This is a genomic window from Mycobacterium sp. (assembly GCF_040509115.1).
Taxonomy (GTDB): domain Bacteria; phylum Actinomycetota; class Actinomycetes; order Mycobacteriales; family Mycobacteriaceae; genus Mycobacterium.
In genome coordinates this window covers 15,159-29,544 of record NZ_JBEVLO010000144.1, presented here as the reverse complement: position 1 = coordinate 29,544, position 14,386 = coordinate 15,159, and the positions used below count along the sequence as shown (strand labels likewise).

Here is a 14,386-nt window from a genome sequence, read left to right as displayed (position 1 = left end):
GCAAGGTGCCCTACTCCTCGGCCAAGGCCGCGATCCTGGGCTTCACCAAGTCACTCGCACGGGAGATCGCCGACACCGGCGTGACCGTGAACGCCGTCACCCCTGGCGCGGTGGACACCAACATCCGCGTCGGTGCCACCGACGAGTCCGAGGCCGCGCTGGCCGCGGGCATCCCCGTCGGCCGCACCGCCAGCACCGAGGAAGTCGCCGCCGTGATCACCTTCCTATCCAGCGAAGACGCCAGCTACCTCACGGGCACCACCATCGACATCAACGGCGGCAGCCACATCCACTAATCGCAACGCACCGGCGGGGCGATCGGCCGGCCCCGTCGCAAAGTCGGCGAGACCCGGTAGACAACCGTGTCATTTACGAACGTCTGTTCGATCAAATCCTGCCAACTGCACCGTTGGGGCCGGCCCGAACCGCGTGGACCACCGTCACGCGTGGCGCGACGACTCACGATGGTGTACTTCCATGAAGGTGATCCCCGCCCAACAGAGATTGACCTGGACACCCGTCCCCGCCGATGCGCACGTCGTCGGACCGGGTGAACGGCTGAGTTGGCCGCGCACCATCGGCATCGGTGCGCAGCACGTCGTGGCGATGTTCGGAGCCACGTTCCTGGTACCGGTGCTCACCGGGTTTCCACCGGCCACCACGCTCCTGTTCTCCGGCATCGGCACCGTGCTCTTCCTGGTCATCACGGGCAATCGACTGCCCAGCTACCTGGGTTCCAGCTTCGCCGTCATCGCGCCGGTCACGGCCGCCGTCGCATCGAACGGAGCGGGCAGCGCGCTCGGCGGCCTCGTCGCGGTGGGCCTGCTGCTGATCGTCATCGGCACCGTCGTGCACTTCGTCGGGACCCGCTGGCTCGACGCGACCCTTCCTCCGGTCGTCACGGGCGCCGTCGTGGCGCTCATCGGCTTCAACCTCGCACCCGCAGCGAAGTCGAACTTCGAGAAGGGCCCGGTGGTCGGGCTCGTCACCCTCGTCCTCCTGGTCGCCGTCCTGGCGTTCTTCCGCGGGATCATCGGGCGGCTGGCCATCTTCATCGCCGTCGTCCTCGGCTATCTACTCGCATTCGCACTCGGTGACGTCGACACCTCCGCCATCGCAGCGGCGCCCTGGATCGGTCTCCCCGAGTTCCAGGCACCCTCGTTTCACCTATCGGTGCTCCCGCTGTTCCTGCCCGCCGTCATCGCGTTGATCGCGGAGAACATCGGCCACGTGAAGTCGGTGGGCCAGATGACGGACACCGACACCGATCCCGTGATGGGGCGGGCCATCGCCGCCGACGGCGTCGCGACGACGTTGGCGGGGTTCGGCGGCGGTTCGGCCACCACCACCTACGCCGAGAACATCGGGGTCATGGCGGCCACCAGGGTGTACTCCACCGCCGCATACTGGGTGGCAGCCGTGGTCGCCATCGTCCTGGCCATGTGCCCCAAGGTCGGTGCCGTGATCTCGGCCATTCCATCCGGTGTCCTCGGCGGTGCGACGATCGTGCTGTACGGGTTGGTCGGCATTCTGGGCGTCCGCATCTGGTTGACCAATCACGTCGACTTCAGCCTGCCCATCAACCAGATGACGGCCGCCATCCCCCTGATCATCGGCATCGCCGACTTCACCTGGCAGGCAGGCGATTTGATCTTCACCGGCATTGCACTGGGCTCGATCGCCGCATTGATCATCTACCACGGCATGCGGTTGCTGGGCTTTCGGACGGCGCGGGCCGACGCCGACCGCTCCGAGCCAGTTGGCGAATCCCCAACGGCAAGGGCTGACGAGCGCAACAATGAGCCAGGGCCGGACTAGCAAAGGGACTTGAGCCATGAAGAAGCTAGCAGCAGTACTGTCGATGACGGCCGCGATGGCGGCTCTTCCATTCGCCACCACGCCGATTGCGCAGGCCGACGTCTGCGCGGGCGCCGCAGGGCGTCACGTCGCGGTGGGTGGCTGTACCAACATCGTCGGGGACGTCGCCACCGGCGTGGCAATCGCCTCATCCGATCACCCCTATGTGTACGGCGAGGTTCCGTGCTACACCGTCGAAGGGGTGCCGTACTACACGCCTCCCGGCGATCCCTGCTGAGCGTCAGCGGCCCTCCAACACCGCCGCAGGGCCTCGATTCATCACCTGTCGCGCCACGATGAGTCGCTGAATCTCGCTGGCGCCCTCCCAGATTCGCTCCACTCGCAGTTCGCGGTACATCCGCTCGGCAACGTTTTCCCTCATGTACCCGCGGCCCCCGAAGATCTGCACGCTGCGGTCGGCCACCCGGCCTGCCATCTCCGAGCAGTACAGCTTCGCCATCGACGCCTGCGCGTGTAGCGCCTTGCGGTCGGCGCCCGCGTCGATCGACCGCGCCACCTCGTACAGCATCGTCCTCGCGGCGAAGAGCTCGGTGGCGCTGTCGGCGAGCATCCCCGCCACCAGCTGATGCTCGCCGAGCGGCTTGCCGTCGATCACCCGCTCCCTCGCGAACTCGGTCACCTCGTCCACCAGGCGCTGCGCCGCGCCGACGCACCTCGCGGCCACCATCAGCCGCTCGAACCGGAACCAGTCCTGGGTGAACGTCATGCCCTGCCCCTCCGCGCCGACGAGGTTCTGCACCGGCACCCGCACCCCGTTGAACGCGACGATGGGATGTTCGTCGGCGATGTGATGCGAATAGTGCGGCGTGCGAACCACTTCCACCCCGGGCCAGGGCAGGTCGACCACCAACAGCACGTGCTCACCCTCGTACTCTCCCCCGACCAGCACGGCCTGAACGAAGCAATAGTCGGCCAGGTTGTAGGAGGTGACGTGCCACTTCACGCCGTCGATGACGTACTCGTCGCCCTCCCGGCGCGCCGTCGTCGCCAGCGCCGAGACGTCGGAGCCCGCGAACTCCTCGGTGATGGCGTAGGCCTCGTGCTTCTCCCCGCGGACGGACGGCAGCAGCCAGCGCTCGCGCTGGTAGTCGGTCGCCACGTCGACCCACCACTGCGGAGGGGTCGCCATCGCCCAACCCAGCCCGTTGGTGGCCCGTCCGCACTGCTCCTGGACCAGAACCTGCTGCAGTGCCGTGCAACCGGGCCCTCCGACGGAGGTCGGCATGTTGGTGGCATAGAGCCCCAATTCGATTGCCCGGGTGTGATGTTCGACAGTCACCTCCTTGGGGAGCAAGCCGCCTGCCAGTTCGGCTTCGACCTCGAGCGGGATCAGCGAATCGACGAAGTCGCGGGCCGTGTCCTGAATGCGTCGATCGTCATCCGTCAGTCCGTACATCCGCTACCCCGATCCTCGCCGGCCACTTGACTGAGTGTTCAGTCTATGCGACCGTTCCGTAGTATGACCAGTTCCGACATTGCGGACGTGGTGGTGGTCGGCGGCGGCACGGTGGGCGCCTGGACCGCGGTGCTCCTCGCCGAATCCGGGGTAGGCAAAGTCATCCTGCTCGAAGCTGCGACGCTGGGCGACGGCGCAAGCAGCCGCGCCGCGGGCATGGTGCGAGCGCAGGGCGGCACCGAGCCCGCCATCAAACTCGGCATTCGCTCGCAGGAGTTCTACGCCGCCAGCGGTGACCGCTTCCCCCTCGACTGCGGCTTCGTCGCGCAGGGCTATCTGATGCCATGCTTCTCGGAAGCCGAAGTGCAACAAGCCCACCAGCGCATCGCGCTACAACGGAGCCTCGGCCTCGACGTCGAGTGGCTCGACAGCGACGACCTCGACGCTCGGCACACCGGCCTGGCCCCCGGCGTGACGATGGGGGCGTCGTATGCACCGGGTGATGGCTACATCGATGCGCCACGCAACGTGCTGGCCTATACCGCGGCACTTGTCGCGACGGGTGTCGAGATCCGCGAACGCCGTGCCTTCACCGGGCTGAGAACCAGTGGCGGCCGGGTCGTCGGCGTCGATACGGCAGACGGCCCGATCGACACCGAGCACGTGGTGCTCACCGGTGGTCCGAAACTCGCCGCGGTCGGCGCGACGGCGGGTGGTCGCATCCACGCCGGAGGCACCCGCCACCAGGTGGTCGTCACGGCAGCGCCCGCCGACCTCGACATCCACGACGTGCCGATGGCGTTCGACGTGACCTCCGGAATCTATTGGCGGCCCGGCGAAGCGGGCGGCGTGCTGTGGGGGATGAGCAACCCCGACGAGCCGCCGGGCACCGCAGTCGACTTCGACACCGTGTACTACCGCAAGGCCCGCGACCGGATCGAGCAGCTGTTCCCCGCCATCCGGGGGTTGGGGCTGCGTCGGTCCTGGGCGGCCACCATCGACTACACCCCCGACCACCTGCCGATCCTGGGTCCGCTGCTGACCGATGACGGGCCACTGGACGGCACCGTCGTCGCCAGCCCCGCCGGACACGGAATGATGTGGGGCCCGGCCGTCGCCCAGGTGGCCGCCGACCTCACCACGACGGGGTCCTGCGACTGGCTGGACCTCACCGACCTCGGCTTGGACCGTTTCGACGCCGACGGCAACAGTCGCGTCGCACCCGAACCCATTTCGCTTCCGTTCCCGGAAAGCGTTGCCCATCGACCGAAGGCAGACATCCCCTCGTGACCCAGTCCATCATCACCCCGATTCTCGCCGGAGCCGCCGAGGCCGATCTCGAAGACTGGGGCCCACTGGAAGAGGCCACGGGCGAACCCATGGCCACGCACGGACTCGAGGTGTGGGTCGACGGCGATTCGTCGGCAGGCATCTGGCAGTGCACGCCGGGGCCGTCACACTGGACGTTGGCGACCAACGAGGTCATCTACCTCGTTGCCGGCCGCATGACGGTCACGCCCGACGGCGGTGAGGCCTCGGTCGTCGGCATCGGTGACGTCGCCGTGTTCCCCAAGGGCTGGACGGGAACCTGGGAGATCCACCAGACGGTCCGGAAGGTGTACTCGATCTTCTGACTCGGATTGCCCTGTCCGGCAGCTCAACTCAACCCGGCAGCCGATCGCCGCCGGCGGGAGATGGCGTCCACGCTGGCAGCCAGGAGCAGCACGCCGCCGGTCACCAGGAAGTTGATGTAGGACGACTGGTTGAGCAGCCCCAGCCCGTTGGCGATGGTGGCGACCACCACGCCGCCGATCACTGCGTCCAGGGCGCGCCCCTTGCCGCCGAACAAGCTGGTGCCGCCGATGACCGCCGCACCCACCGCATACAGCAGGACGTTGCCCGCGCCCGACGACGCAGACACCTTCCCGCCGTACGACGCAGCGATGATGCCGCTCAGAGCGGCCAGCGCCGAGCAGACCACGAACACCGACATCCGGACCCGGTCGACGTTGATGCCTGCGCGGCGGGCGGCCTCCGCATTGCCGCCGACCGCGTAGATGTGCCGACCGTACGAGCTACGAGTGAGCACGAACGTCAATGCGATGAGCAGCACCACGACGATCGGCAGAACGTATGGGACGCCGCGGATCTCGACGTTGGGATTGACACTCCGGTTGATGCTGAGCAGGTACGTGACTCCGAGCGTCACCGCGGCGACACCGACGATGCGGAAGATCACCACTCCGAGCGGGGCATGGTGCAGCCCCGCACTGACCTTGCTGCGATGCCGGTACAGCTCCATGCCCGCGAAGGCGACGACGACCAGCAGCGCGCAGATCCAGCCCACCGTCACCGGCAGGTTGTCGATGGTGATACCCCGGATGACCGGATCGTCCACCCGGACCGATCCGCCCTCTCCGATCAGTTTGAGCGTAACGCCCTGCAGCCCAAGGAAGAACGCGAGAGTGACCACGAAGGAGGGGATACCCAGCTTCGACCGCAGGAGCCCGATCGACAGCCCGATCAGAGCACCGCAGACCACCCCGGCCAGCATCGCGGCCCACCACGGCCAGCCCATGTTGGTGATGGTCAGTGCCATGGCGCAGGCCGAGACACCTCCTGCCACACCCGCGGACAGGTCGATGTCGCCCAGCAACAGGACGAAGACCAAACCCATTGCCAGCACGCAGATCGAGCCCGCCTGCGTCACCAGGTTGGCCAGATTCAGCGCCGACATGAACCGCTCGTTGGCCAGCCCGAAGACGATGAAGAGCACGATCAGACCGAGCACGGCGGGCAGCGACCCCATGTCGCCGCCACGCACCCGTTGGAGGTAGCTGCGCGCGGCGTCTCGGAGCGATTCGTCGGACTGGGTGTCGGCCGCGAAGCCCGAGTCGGCGACTTCTGGTTTGACGGTTGTCATTTGGCGATCCTCACATCGACTGGGCGGCTTCGGCCGGCGCCAGACCAAGACTTCCCGAGCGGCCCGCCGTGATCAACTCGACCACCTGGCTGTGGGACACCTCGGAGGCCTTGACCTCGGCGGCGACCCGACCGAGATAGAGCGCGCAGATACGGTCGGCGACCTCGAAGACGTCGACCATGTTGTGCGAGATCAGCACCACGCCCAGCCCCTGATCGGCCAGTCGCCGTACCAGATCGATGACCTGCCGGGTCTGCGCCACCCCCAGTGCCGCGGTGGGCTCGTCGAGCAGCACGACCTTGGAGTTCCACAGCACGCACTTGGCGATCGCGACGGTTTGGCGCTGACCACCTGACAGGCTCGAGACGGCTTGCCGGACGGACTTCACGGTCCGCACCGACAGCGACGCCAACGCCTCCCTCGCCATCGTCTCCATCCGGGATTCGTCCAGTACGCCGCGACGCTTTACCTCACGGCCGAGGAACATGTTGGAGACGATGTCGAGGTTGTCGCACAGCGCAAGATCCTGGTAGACGACCTCGACCCCAAGCGCGGCAACGTCGTTGGGCCCGTGGACGTCGACCGGCTTGCCCTCGAACAGGTAGGTCCCGCTGTCGATCGGGTAGATCCCGGCGATGGCCTTCACCAAGGTCGACTTGCCTGCGCCGTTGTCACCCACCAGCGCCGTCACCTCGCCGGGGTAGACCTGGAAGTCCACGTCGTGCAGCACGTGGACCACCCCGAAACTCTTGTTGACCCCCTGGAGTTCGAGGATGGGTGCGGTCTTCGGGACCTGCTCGGTGGTCATCGGCCGATCAGAGCCCCGCTGCGGTGCACATCGCCGCGAACTGGCCCGCACACACTTCTTCCTTGGACTGGCCGCCGTCGGTGAGGACGATGTCGACGTTGTCCTTGGTGATCGACTTCGGGGTGAGCAGTACCGATGGCACGTCCCGGTTGCCCTTGTCGTCGCGCGAAGTGCCCTCCGCAGCCACGGACTCGCCCTTCGCGAGGGCGATCGCCGCCTTCGCGAGCGCGCCCGCCTCTTCCTTGGCGGACTTGTACACGGTCATGCACTGCGTTCCGGCGAGCACGTTCTGCAGGCCCTCGACGGTGGCGTCCTGCCCGGTGACCGGCACCTGCCCGGCGCGCTGGTTCTTCTCAAGGATCGAGATGACGGAGCCCGCCAGCCCGTCGTTGGCGGCGTAGACCCCGTCGATCCGGCCGTCGGCCGCCGTGTACATCTGCTCGAAGATCGTGACGGCCTTGTCGTTGTCCCAATCCGGCACCGACTGCTCACCGACGATGGTGATGCTTGGTGTCTTGTCGACCGCGGAGTGCGCTCCCGCCGTGAAGAGGGTGGCGTTGTTGTCGGTCGGAGAACCGTTGAGGAACACCACGTTCGCAGGCTTGCCTGCGAGGCAGTCGACCAAGCCTTGGCCCTGCAGTTCGCCGACCGTGGTGTTGTCGAAGGACACGTACACGTCCGCCGAGCCACCAAGGGTCAGCCGGTCGTAGTCGATGGTCTTGACGCCTTGGCTGGCGGCCTTCTGCTGGATGGCCGCCCCACTGTCGGAGTCGAGGTTCACGATGGCCAGCACCGTGACGCCGTCGGCGATCATGCCGTCGGCGATGGTCGCCATGTTGTCCGCAGAACCCTCGGCGTTCTGGATGGTGTACTGAACGCCTGCCGCCTTGAACGCCTCTTCGAGGGCGGGCCGATCCTTGGACTCCCACCGCACCGAAGACTTGGTGTCGGGCAGGATGACCCCGATCTTGCCCTGCGACTGGTCACTGCTGCCACCACCACCGCCGCCGTCGCTGCTGCTGCAGCCGGAGAGGGCGACCCCCGCCCCGACGAGCGCGACGAACAGCAGAGATTCAATCCGCTTGGTGAACATCGATCCCCATTTCTCGATTTGTTGTTTCAGACAACATATAGCGTGACGCACATCACGTCCAGAGTCAGCACCCAACGTATCAGCGGGCACCCATCAGGTGTTCGAGGGCTAGCTGGTTGAGCCGGACGAAGCCGAACCCCTTTGCCCCGAAGTATGATTCGGCGTCGAAATCCTCGTAGGCAGACCGGTCGGTCAGTAGGTCGCGGTAGGTCTCCCCTGGGCTCAGCGTCGGGCGTCGCAGCTCGTGCACCTGCGCGCTCGCCAGCGCCTCCACCACCTCCGGGTCAGCACGGAACGCCGCGGCACGCTGCTTGAGCAGCAGGTACATCCGCATGTTCGCCGCGGCGGAAACCCACACTCCGTCCACGTCTTCCGTGCGGCTGGGTTTGTAGTCGAAGTGGCGAGGTCCGGTATAGCTGGGGCCGCCGTCGACGGCGCCGTTCTCCAGCAGGTCCACCAGCGCAAACGCGTTGGCCAGGTCTCCGTGGCCGAACACCAGATCCTGGTCGAACTTGATGCCGCGCTGCCCGTGGAGATCGATGTGGAACAGCTTCCCGCTGTACAGCGCCTGGCTGATGCCGTGAACGAAGTTCAACCCCGCCATCTGCTCGTGGCCGGTCTCCGGGTTGACACCGACGAGTTCCGGCTTGGCCAACGTGTCGATGAACGCCAGCGCGTGGCCGACGGTCGGAAGCAGGATGTCCCCGCGTGGCTCATTGGGTTTGGGCTCGATCGCAAAGCGCAGCGGGTAGCCGTTGTCGATGACGTATTCGCAGAGCAGATCGAGCGCCTCGCGGTACCGCTCGAACGCGGCCTGGACGTCCTTGGCACTGTCGTACTCGCTGCCCTCACGCCCGCCCCACAGCACGAACGTCTGCGCTCCGAGTTCGGCGGCGAGATCGATGTTGCGCAGCACCTTGCGCAGGGCGAAGCGCCGCACGGCCCGGTCGTTGCTGGTGAATCCGCCGTCCTTGAACACCGGCTGGGTGAAGAGGTTCGTCGTCACCATCGGAACGACCATGCCGGTGGACTTCAATGCGGCTGTGAGCCGGTCGATTTCGTGCCGACGCTCGCGATCGGTCGAGGCGAAGGCGAACAGATCGTCGTCGTGGAAGGTGAGACCGTTGGCGCCCAGCTCGGCGAGATGCTCGACGGCGTCCACCACGTCGACCGCGGGACGGGTCGCCACCCCGAAGGGATCGGAGCCGGTCCACCCCACCGTCCACAGGCCGAACGAGAACTTGTCCGACGGCCGCGGAACCAACTCGTCGGCGGCGGCAATGTTGGACTCAAGAACGGACATCTCGGCCTCCTCGATGTAGATTTGTTCAGGACGCGAACTTATAGTGTGTTCCGGACCACTGTCAATGGTTCGATCGAACGGTTCGATGGGACCGCGGAGCCGAAGGGAGTCACGTGAATCGCGCCGCCAGGATCGGCACCAGCACCGATGACGTCCGGCGCCGCAATCTGTCCGGTGTCCTGACCCTGGTTCACCGACACCGCCGGTTGAGTCGCTCGGAGCTGACCCGCAGAACCGGCCTCTCGCGGTCGACGGTCAAGGATCTCGTCGAGGAACTCGTCGACCACGGCCTGGTCGAGGAGGCTCAACCCGCGACCGCGGCGCAGGTGGGTCGTCCAAGTCCCGTCGTACGCCCGCAGCATCGCAGGCTCGCCATCGCCGTCAACCCCGAGGTCGACTCCGTCACCATCGGTTTGGTCGGATTGGGCGGCTCCGTCCTCGAAGTGACGAGGCGCAACACCGCAGGCATCCCGACGGCCGAACAGACCGTGGAGCTGGCCGCCGAGACCATCGCACAGATGCAGCGGCAACTCCCACCCGACCGGAGCGTCGTGGCCATCGGGGTCGCCGTTCCCGGCCTGGTGCAGGCGGCCGGCTCGGTGGTGCGGCTGGCGGCGAACCTGGATTGGCACGACGCTCAGATCGGTCAAATGCTGAGCACCGCAACCGAATTACCGACGTTTGCGGCGAATGACGCCAACCTCGGCGCAGTCGCCGAGCACCTCTTCGGGCAGCACGTGAACGCCGAACACATGATCTACGTCAACGGTGGCGCGGGTGGTATTGGTGCTGGGGTGGTGGTGGCGGGCAAGTTGCTCGACGGCGCGACGGGCTATGCCGGTGAACTCGGCCATACCTACGTGGGCGGCGTGGGCGACTGCCACTGCGGCGGCATCGGCTGCCTCGAGACCGAGGTGAGTCACAGTCAGACCTACGAGGGCGCGACGGCGAAATCCGTCGAACGCCAGGCGCGATACCTCGGTATCGCGCTCGGCAATGCGATCAACATGCTCAACCCCGGCTTGGTCGTGCTCGGCGGATTCCTCCGGGTCTTCCCTTCGATGGCCGCCGCCGTACTCGACGAGGCGGTGACCCGCCACAGCATGCGCGCCCCCCGCGACCTCGTCCGGATCGTGCCCGCCAGCCTGGGTTCGGAGACGTTGATGATCGGCGCCGCCGAGCTGGCCTTCGCGCCGCTACTCACCGATCCCGCCGCGCACTACCAGGAGGGCATCGACCGCAACGGCGCCGCGCGCTGACACGATCACCGGGTTGGCCTCGACGGCCTCGAGTGCGTCGCCGAGTTCCACTGCCAACGCCGAGAAGCCAAGGATGACGTCGATCAACGCCGAGACGTCGACCGCCGCGGAGCCACGCCACCCGTCGAGCAGGGGTCGGATGCGCAGACCGTCGACCAACCGCAACGCGCCCGCCCGCGCCAACGGTGGGCAGCCCAGCGCGCGATCGGCCAGCAGTTCCACCAACACTCCGCCTGCTGCCACCACCACCAGCGGGCCGAACGTCACATCCCGGACGACCCCGACCGACACCTCGACACCGTCGCCGACCATCGGCTGGACGGTGACCGCCGGACCGAGGCGGGCCGCCATTGCCTCGTACGCGTCCGTGAGCACGGTGGCGTCGGCAAGGCCGAGCACGACGCCACCGACGTCGCTCTTGTGCTCGGTGCCTTCGGTTTTGAGGACAACGGGGTAACCGACCGACGCGGCCGCGGTGAGCGCTTCGTCGAGGCGGTGTGCCACCATCGGGCGGGCGACGGGCACCCCATAGTCGGCGAGCAGCTCGAAGGCCAACGTGGGATTCCCGTCGGCAAGCCGCGCCAGCCATCGACGCTGCCGCTCCTGGTCGACCGGGGGTGCGTCACCCTCGACCGGCAACGGCCACCGCGCCAGGTGCCCCAGCGCCACCAGGCCGCTGCGGAAGCCTTCGAGTACGGGAATTCCGCCGTCGCGCAGACGCTTCGCGACGTCAACGTCGACGGCCGCGGGCACCGACGTGAGTACCGTAAGCGGTGCCGTCGTCTCTGCGGCGACGTCGAGCACCGCGTCGGGATAACTGGTGTCGCCGTCGAATTCGGTGACCAGGTCGACCGCCAGCGCCGTCACCGCCACCGCAGGATCATCGGTCATCACCCGCAGGCACGCCCTAAACAGCGACCGGGTGTCTGCCCCCGTCCCCCACACGTCGAGCGGGTTGGTGGCCACCAGGCCGTCGTCGAGCAGATCCTCGATCGAGGCTAGGGACACCGGCGACAGCTCGGCGAAGTCGACGCCGAGCTCGTCGGCCAGGTCGGCAACCATTGCCCGTTCCGCACCCGAGTCGTGCACGGTCGCAACACCACTGCCCGGCCGGTCGGATCGGTGCCTCCTTGCCGCGCTGAACAATTCGAGCGTATCGGTCAGTTCGGCCATGTCGCGCACCCGCAGTGCGCCGACGTCGGCGCAGAAGGCCGCCCATGCCGCGTCGCCCCCGGCCATCGCCCCCGAGTGCGCCGCTACCATCGCCTGTCCGGTCGGGGAACCGCCGACCGGCAGGATCGCCACGGGGATGTCCTGGTCGTGGGCCCGGTACAGCACCTCGCGGAGCCGGGGTATCGCGCGCGGTGTCTCCAGCAGCAGCGCAAGCAGTTCCGTCTCGGGGTCGCTGAGGGCGTATTCGACGTAATCTGCGGTGTCCGTGACGATTTCCTGACCCGATGACACCGCGAGTCGAAAGCCGAACCTGCGGCGCGCGCGCAGCAGCGTCGAGAACGCCGAACCCGAGTGCGTGACGAGGCTGACCACGCCCGGCGGCGCGGGGTGTGGCTCCAAATAGCCGAGCGCGCGCAGCCCCACCGCGTTGTTGACGAAGCCCATGCATCCCGCCCCGCACACTGCCATCCCGGCGGCACCGGCGACGGCGGCGATCTCCTCGCGCAGACCATGGGCCGATCCGAAGAGCACCGCCGACTTCGCCCCGGCCGCGGCGGCGGCCTTCAGTTGATCGGTCACCACCCCGTCGGGCACGCCGAGCAGAACGAGGTCGACCGGCCCATCGAGGTCGGCAAGCGACGCTACGCACGGTACGTCGCCGATCCGGTCGTAACGCGGGTTGACCAAGTGCATTTGGGCCGAGCTGCGTCGAGCCTCGAGGATCATCCGGGCACCGAAGCTGTCGGGCCTCGCACTGGCCCCGACGATGGCCACCGACCGCGCACCGAGCATGGCGGCCACTGCTCTGCGCCTCGAGTCCGAGGCCCAATGCGCCTCCCCCACGGGTGCGCCTAGGTCCGGCGGCTCAACACGGCGCGGAACCGCCCGTTGGCGCGCTTCTTGTCGGCGAGCGCGGCCTTTGCGGCCTGCCAGCCGGGGATTCCGCAGACGCCGCCACCCGCGTGGGTGGCCGAACTACCGTTGTAGAGTCCGGCGATCGGGGTGCGATAGTCGGCGAAGCCGGGCGCGGGGCGCATGTGAAAGAGCTGTTCCAAGGACAGCTCGCCGTGGAAGATGTTGCCGCCGACCAGCCCGTACTCCTGCTCCATCTCGTGCGGGCCGACGACGTCGCGGTGCGTGATCGACGCCTTGAAGCCGGGGGCCACCTGGTCATAGGTGTCGATGACCCGGTCCGCGTATGCGTCGAGCTCCTCGGTGTGGGGGGCATTCGACCAGTCAGCAGGCACCCACTGGGTGAACAGCGACATGATGTGCGTGCCATCGGGATTGAGCGTCTTGTCCAAGGTGGTCGGAATGACGCCGTCGCTGAAGGGCAGCGTCGCGGGCTTGCCGACGCGCGCCTCCTGGAAGGCCGCCTCGAGGTAGTCCATCGACGGCGCCATCTCGATCGAGCCGGTGAGGTGCTCGGCCATCCCAGAACTTGGGTCGGCCGTGAAGCTCGGCAGCTCCGACAGCGCGACGTTGACCTTCACGACGCCGCTGCGGGTCTTCCAGCGCTCGATGTCGCCAACGAAGTCGTCGGGCAGCTCCTTCGGTGAAAGGTGGTCGAGGAAGGCGATCTTCGGGTGCAGTGTCGTGACCACCATCGGAGCGGTGATCTCGTCGCCGTTGTCGAGTACCACTCCGCGGACCTGCCCGCCGCGCGTCAGTACCCGGGAAACCCTTGCGTTCGTGCGGATCTCGGCGCCAAAGCTCTTCGCCGAACGCGCGATGGCCTCCGACACTCCGCCCATGCCCCCCTCGGGAAATCCCCAGCTGCCGAGTTGGCCGTCGCCCACGTCGCCGATGGAGTGGTGGGCCATCACATACGCGGTTCCCGGCTCGCACGGTCCGGCCCACGTGCCGATGATGCCGTTGACGGCCATCAGGCCCTTGACTTGCGGTGACTCGAACCAGTCGTCGAGCAGATCGCTGATGCTCATGGTGAGCAGTCGGGTGATGTCGGCGGTCATGCGGGGGGTGATGCTGCTTCGCAGCGGCCAGGCCAGCTTGGCCAGGTCGAACAGATCCGAGGGCCGCTTGGATCCGACGTTCGGGGGCACCTGGGTGAGCAGCGGGCCCATTACCTCGGCGATGCCGCCGATCCAGTCGTAGTACTTCGGCAACGCGTCCGCGTCCTTCTTCGAGAACTTGGCGAGCTGCTCGTGGGTCCTGGCGGGGTCGTCCTCGTAGATGATCAGCGAGCCGCCCTCGGGAAAGGCTTGGTAGGACGGGCCCATTGGGTGCACCTTGTAGCCGTGCCGCTCCAGTTCGAGGTCGCGCACGATGGTGGGCGGCATCAGGCTCATCACGTAGGACAGCCGGGTGACCCGCAGGTGTGGGGCGTCGTCCCAGGGTGCCTCGGTGGTGGCCGCGCCGCCGAGGCTACCTCGCGACTCCAGCACCAGGGTCTTGGCCCCGGAGCGGGCCAGGTACGCGGCCGAGATCAGACCGTTGTGGCCGCCGCCGATCACGATGGCGTCGTATGCGGCGTTTCCGTTAGCCATGGCAGACCCTCTTCCGTGTCGCTCGCCACGTGTCCTGACTGACTGT

The 14,386-nt window shown here is 67.3% G+C and carries 13 protein-coding genes; 6 read left to right on the top strand and 7 right to left on the bottom strand.

Annotated elements, in window-relative coordinates; genetic code table 11:
- The 3 genes from ABW137_RS11050 to ABW137_RS11040 form a co-directional block, all read left to right on the top strand.
- The coding region (locus ABW137_RS11050) for an SDR family NAD(P)-dependent oxidoreductase (RefSeq protein WP_526399779.1) at positions 1-296 on the top strand (296 nt) is incomplete at its 5' end.
- Between the two features lie 181 nt (positions 297-477).
- A complete protein-coding gene (locus ABW137_RS11045; protein WP_526399777.1) occupies positions 478-1,818 on the top strand; it encodes a uracil-xanthine permease family protein in 1,341 nt (446 codons plus the stop codon).
- Between the two features lie 16 nt (positions 1,819-1,834).
- Positions 1,835-2,095, top strand: a complete 261-nt coding sequence (locus ABW137_RS11040) for a hypothetical protein (protein ID WP_526399775.1) — start codon at positions 1,835-1,837, stop codon at positions 2,093-2,095.
- A gap of 3 nt (positions 2,096-2,098) precedes the next feature.
- Here ABW137_RS11040 and ABW137_RS11035 read toward each other — a convergent pair whose 3' ends face one another.
- On the bottom strand, positions 2,099-3,274 hold the full coding sequence (locus ABW137_RS11035; protein WP_526399773.1) for an acyl-CoA dehydrogenase family protein: 1,176 nt from the start codon (positions 3,272-3,274) through the stop codon (positions 2,099-2,101).
- Positions 3,275-3,337: 63 nt separating this feature from the next.
- Here ABW137_RS11035 and ABW137_RS11030 point away from each other — a divergent pair, with 63 nt between their 5' ends.
- A complete protein-coding gene (locus tag ABW137_RS11030) occupies positions 3,338-4,564 on the top strand; it encodes an NAD(P)/FAD-dependent oxidoreductase (protein WP_526399771.1) in 1,227 nt (408 codons plus the stop codon).
- The gene (locus ABW137_RS11025) at positions 4,561-4,908 is read left to right on the top strand and encodes a cupin domain-containing protein (RefSeq protein ID WP_526399769.1); all 348 of its coding nucleotides are present in this window, start codon (positions 4,561-4,563) and stop codon (positions 4,906-4,908) included. Before ABW137_RS11030 ends, ABW137_RS11025 begins: the two co-directional genes overlap by 4 nt.
- Positions 4,909-4,931: 23 nt before the next feature.
- On the opposite strand, the gene ABW137_RS11020 is transcribed toward ABW137_RS11025, so the two are convergent.
- The 4 genes from ABW137_RS11020 to xylA all read right to left on the bottom strand — a co-directional run bounded on the left by ABW137_RS11020 (position 4,932) and on the right by xylA (position 9,401).
- Positions 4,932-6,197 (bottom strand): sugar ABC transporter permease, encoded by a 1,266-nt coding sequence (locus ABW137_RS11020; RefSeq protein ID WP_526399768.1) that lies wholly within the window; start codon positions 6,195-6,197, stop codon positions 4,932-4,934.
- A 10-nt stretch (positions 6,198-6,207) separates the two neighbouring features.
- Positions 6,208-7,005 carry an ATP-binding cassette domain-containing protein gene (locus ABW137_RS11015; protein ID WP_526399766.1) on the bottom strand — a complete coding sequence of 266 codons (798 nt, stop codon included), beginning with the start codon at positions 7,003-7,005 and terminating at the stop codon, positions 6,208-6,210.
- A gap of 7 nt (positions 7,006-7,012) precedes the next feature.
- Positions 7,013-8,098 (bottom strand): sugar ABC transporter substrate-binding protein, encoded by a 1,086-nt coding sequence (locus tag ABW137_RS11010; RefSeq protein WP_526399764.1) that lies wholly within the window; start codon positions 8,096-8,098, stop codon positions 7,013-7,015.
- Positions 8,099-8,177: 79 nt separating this feature from the next.
- Positions 8,178-9,401, bottom strand: coding sequence for a xylose isomerase (gene xylA / locus ABW137_RS11005; RefSeq protein ID WP_526399763.1), 1,224 nt, complete (start codon positions 9,399-9,401; stop codon positions 8,178-8,180).
- A gap of 113 nt (positions 9,402-9,514) precedes the next feature.
- On the opposite strand from xylA, the gene ABW137_RS11000 reads away from it, so the two are divergent.
- On the top strand, positions 9,515-10,660 hold the full coding sequence (locus tag ABW137_RS11000; RefSeq protein WP_526399761.1) for an ROK family protein: 1,146 nt from the start codon (positions 9,515-9,517) through the stop codon (positions 10,658-10,660).
- Here ABW137_RS11000 and ABW137_RS10995 read toward each other — a convergent pair.
- On the bottom strand, positions 10,598-12,625 hold the full coding sequence (locus tag ABW137_RS10995; protein WP_526399787.1) for an acetate--CoA ligase family protein: 2,028 nt from the start codon (positions 12,623-12,625) through the stop codon (positions 10,598-10,600). The genes ABW137_RS11000 and ABW137_RS10995 overlap by 63 nt on opposite strands.
- Before the next feature lie 59 nt (positions 12,626-12,684).
- A complete protein-coding gene (locus ABW137_RS10990; protein ID WP_526399759.1) occupies positions 12,685-14,340 on the bottom strand; it encodes a phytoene desaturase family protein in 1,656 nt (551 codons plus the stop codon).
- Positions 14,341-14,386 lie beyond the last annotated feature (46 nt).

Coding starts and splice junctions, on each gene's coding strand:
- ABW137_RS11045 (WP_526399777.1), top strand. CDS start 478: ATGAAGGTGATCCCCGCCCAACAGAGATTGACCTGGACACCCGTCCCC.
- ABW137_RS11040 (WP_526399775.1), top strand. CDS start 1,835: ATGAAGAAGCTAGCAGCAGTACTGTCGATGACGGCCGCGATGGCGGCT.
- ABW137_RS11035 (WP_526399773.1), bottom strand. CDS start 3,274: ATGTACGGACTGACGGATGACGATCGACGCATTCAGGACACGGCCCGC.
- ABW137_RS11030 (WP_526399771.1), top strand. CDS start 3,338: ATGACCAGTTCCGACATTGCGGACGTGGTGGTGGTCGGCGGCGGCACG.
- ABW137_RS11020 (WP_526399768.1), bottom strand. CDS start 6,197: ATGACAACCGTCAAACCAGAAGTCGCCGACTCGGGCTTCGCGGCCGAC.
- ABW137_RS11015 (WP_526399766.1), bottom strand. CDS start 7,005: ATGACCACCGAGCAGGTCCCGAAGACCGCACCCATCCTCGAACTCCAG.
- ABW137_RS11010 (WP_526399764.1), bottom strand. CDS start 8,098: ATGTTCACCAAGCGGATTGAATCTCTGCTGTTCGTCGCGCTCGTCGGG.
- xylA (WP_526399763.1), bottom strand. CDS start 9,401: ATGTCCGTTCTTGAGTCCAACATTGCCGCCGCCGACGAGTTGGTTCCG.
- ABW137_RS10995 (WP_526399787.1), bottom strand. CDS start 12,625: ATGCTCGGTGCGCGGTCGGTGGCCATCGTCGGGGCCAGTGCGAGGCCC.
- ABW137_RS10990 (WP_526399759.1), bottom strand. CDS start 14,340: ATGGCTAACGGAAACGCCGCATACGACGCCATCGTGATCGGCGGCGGC.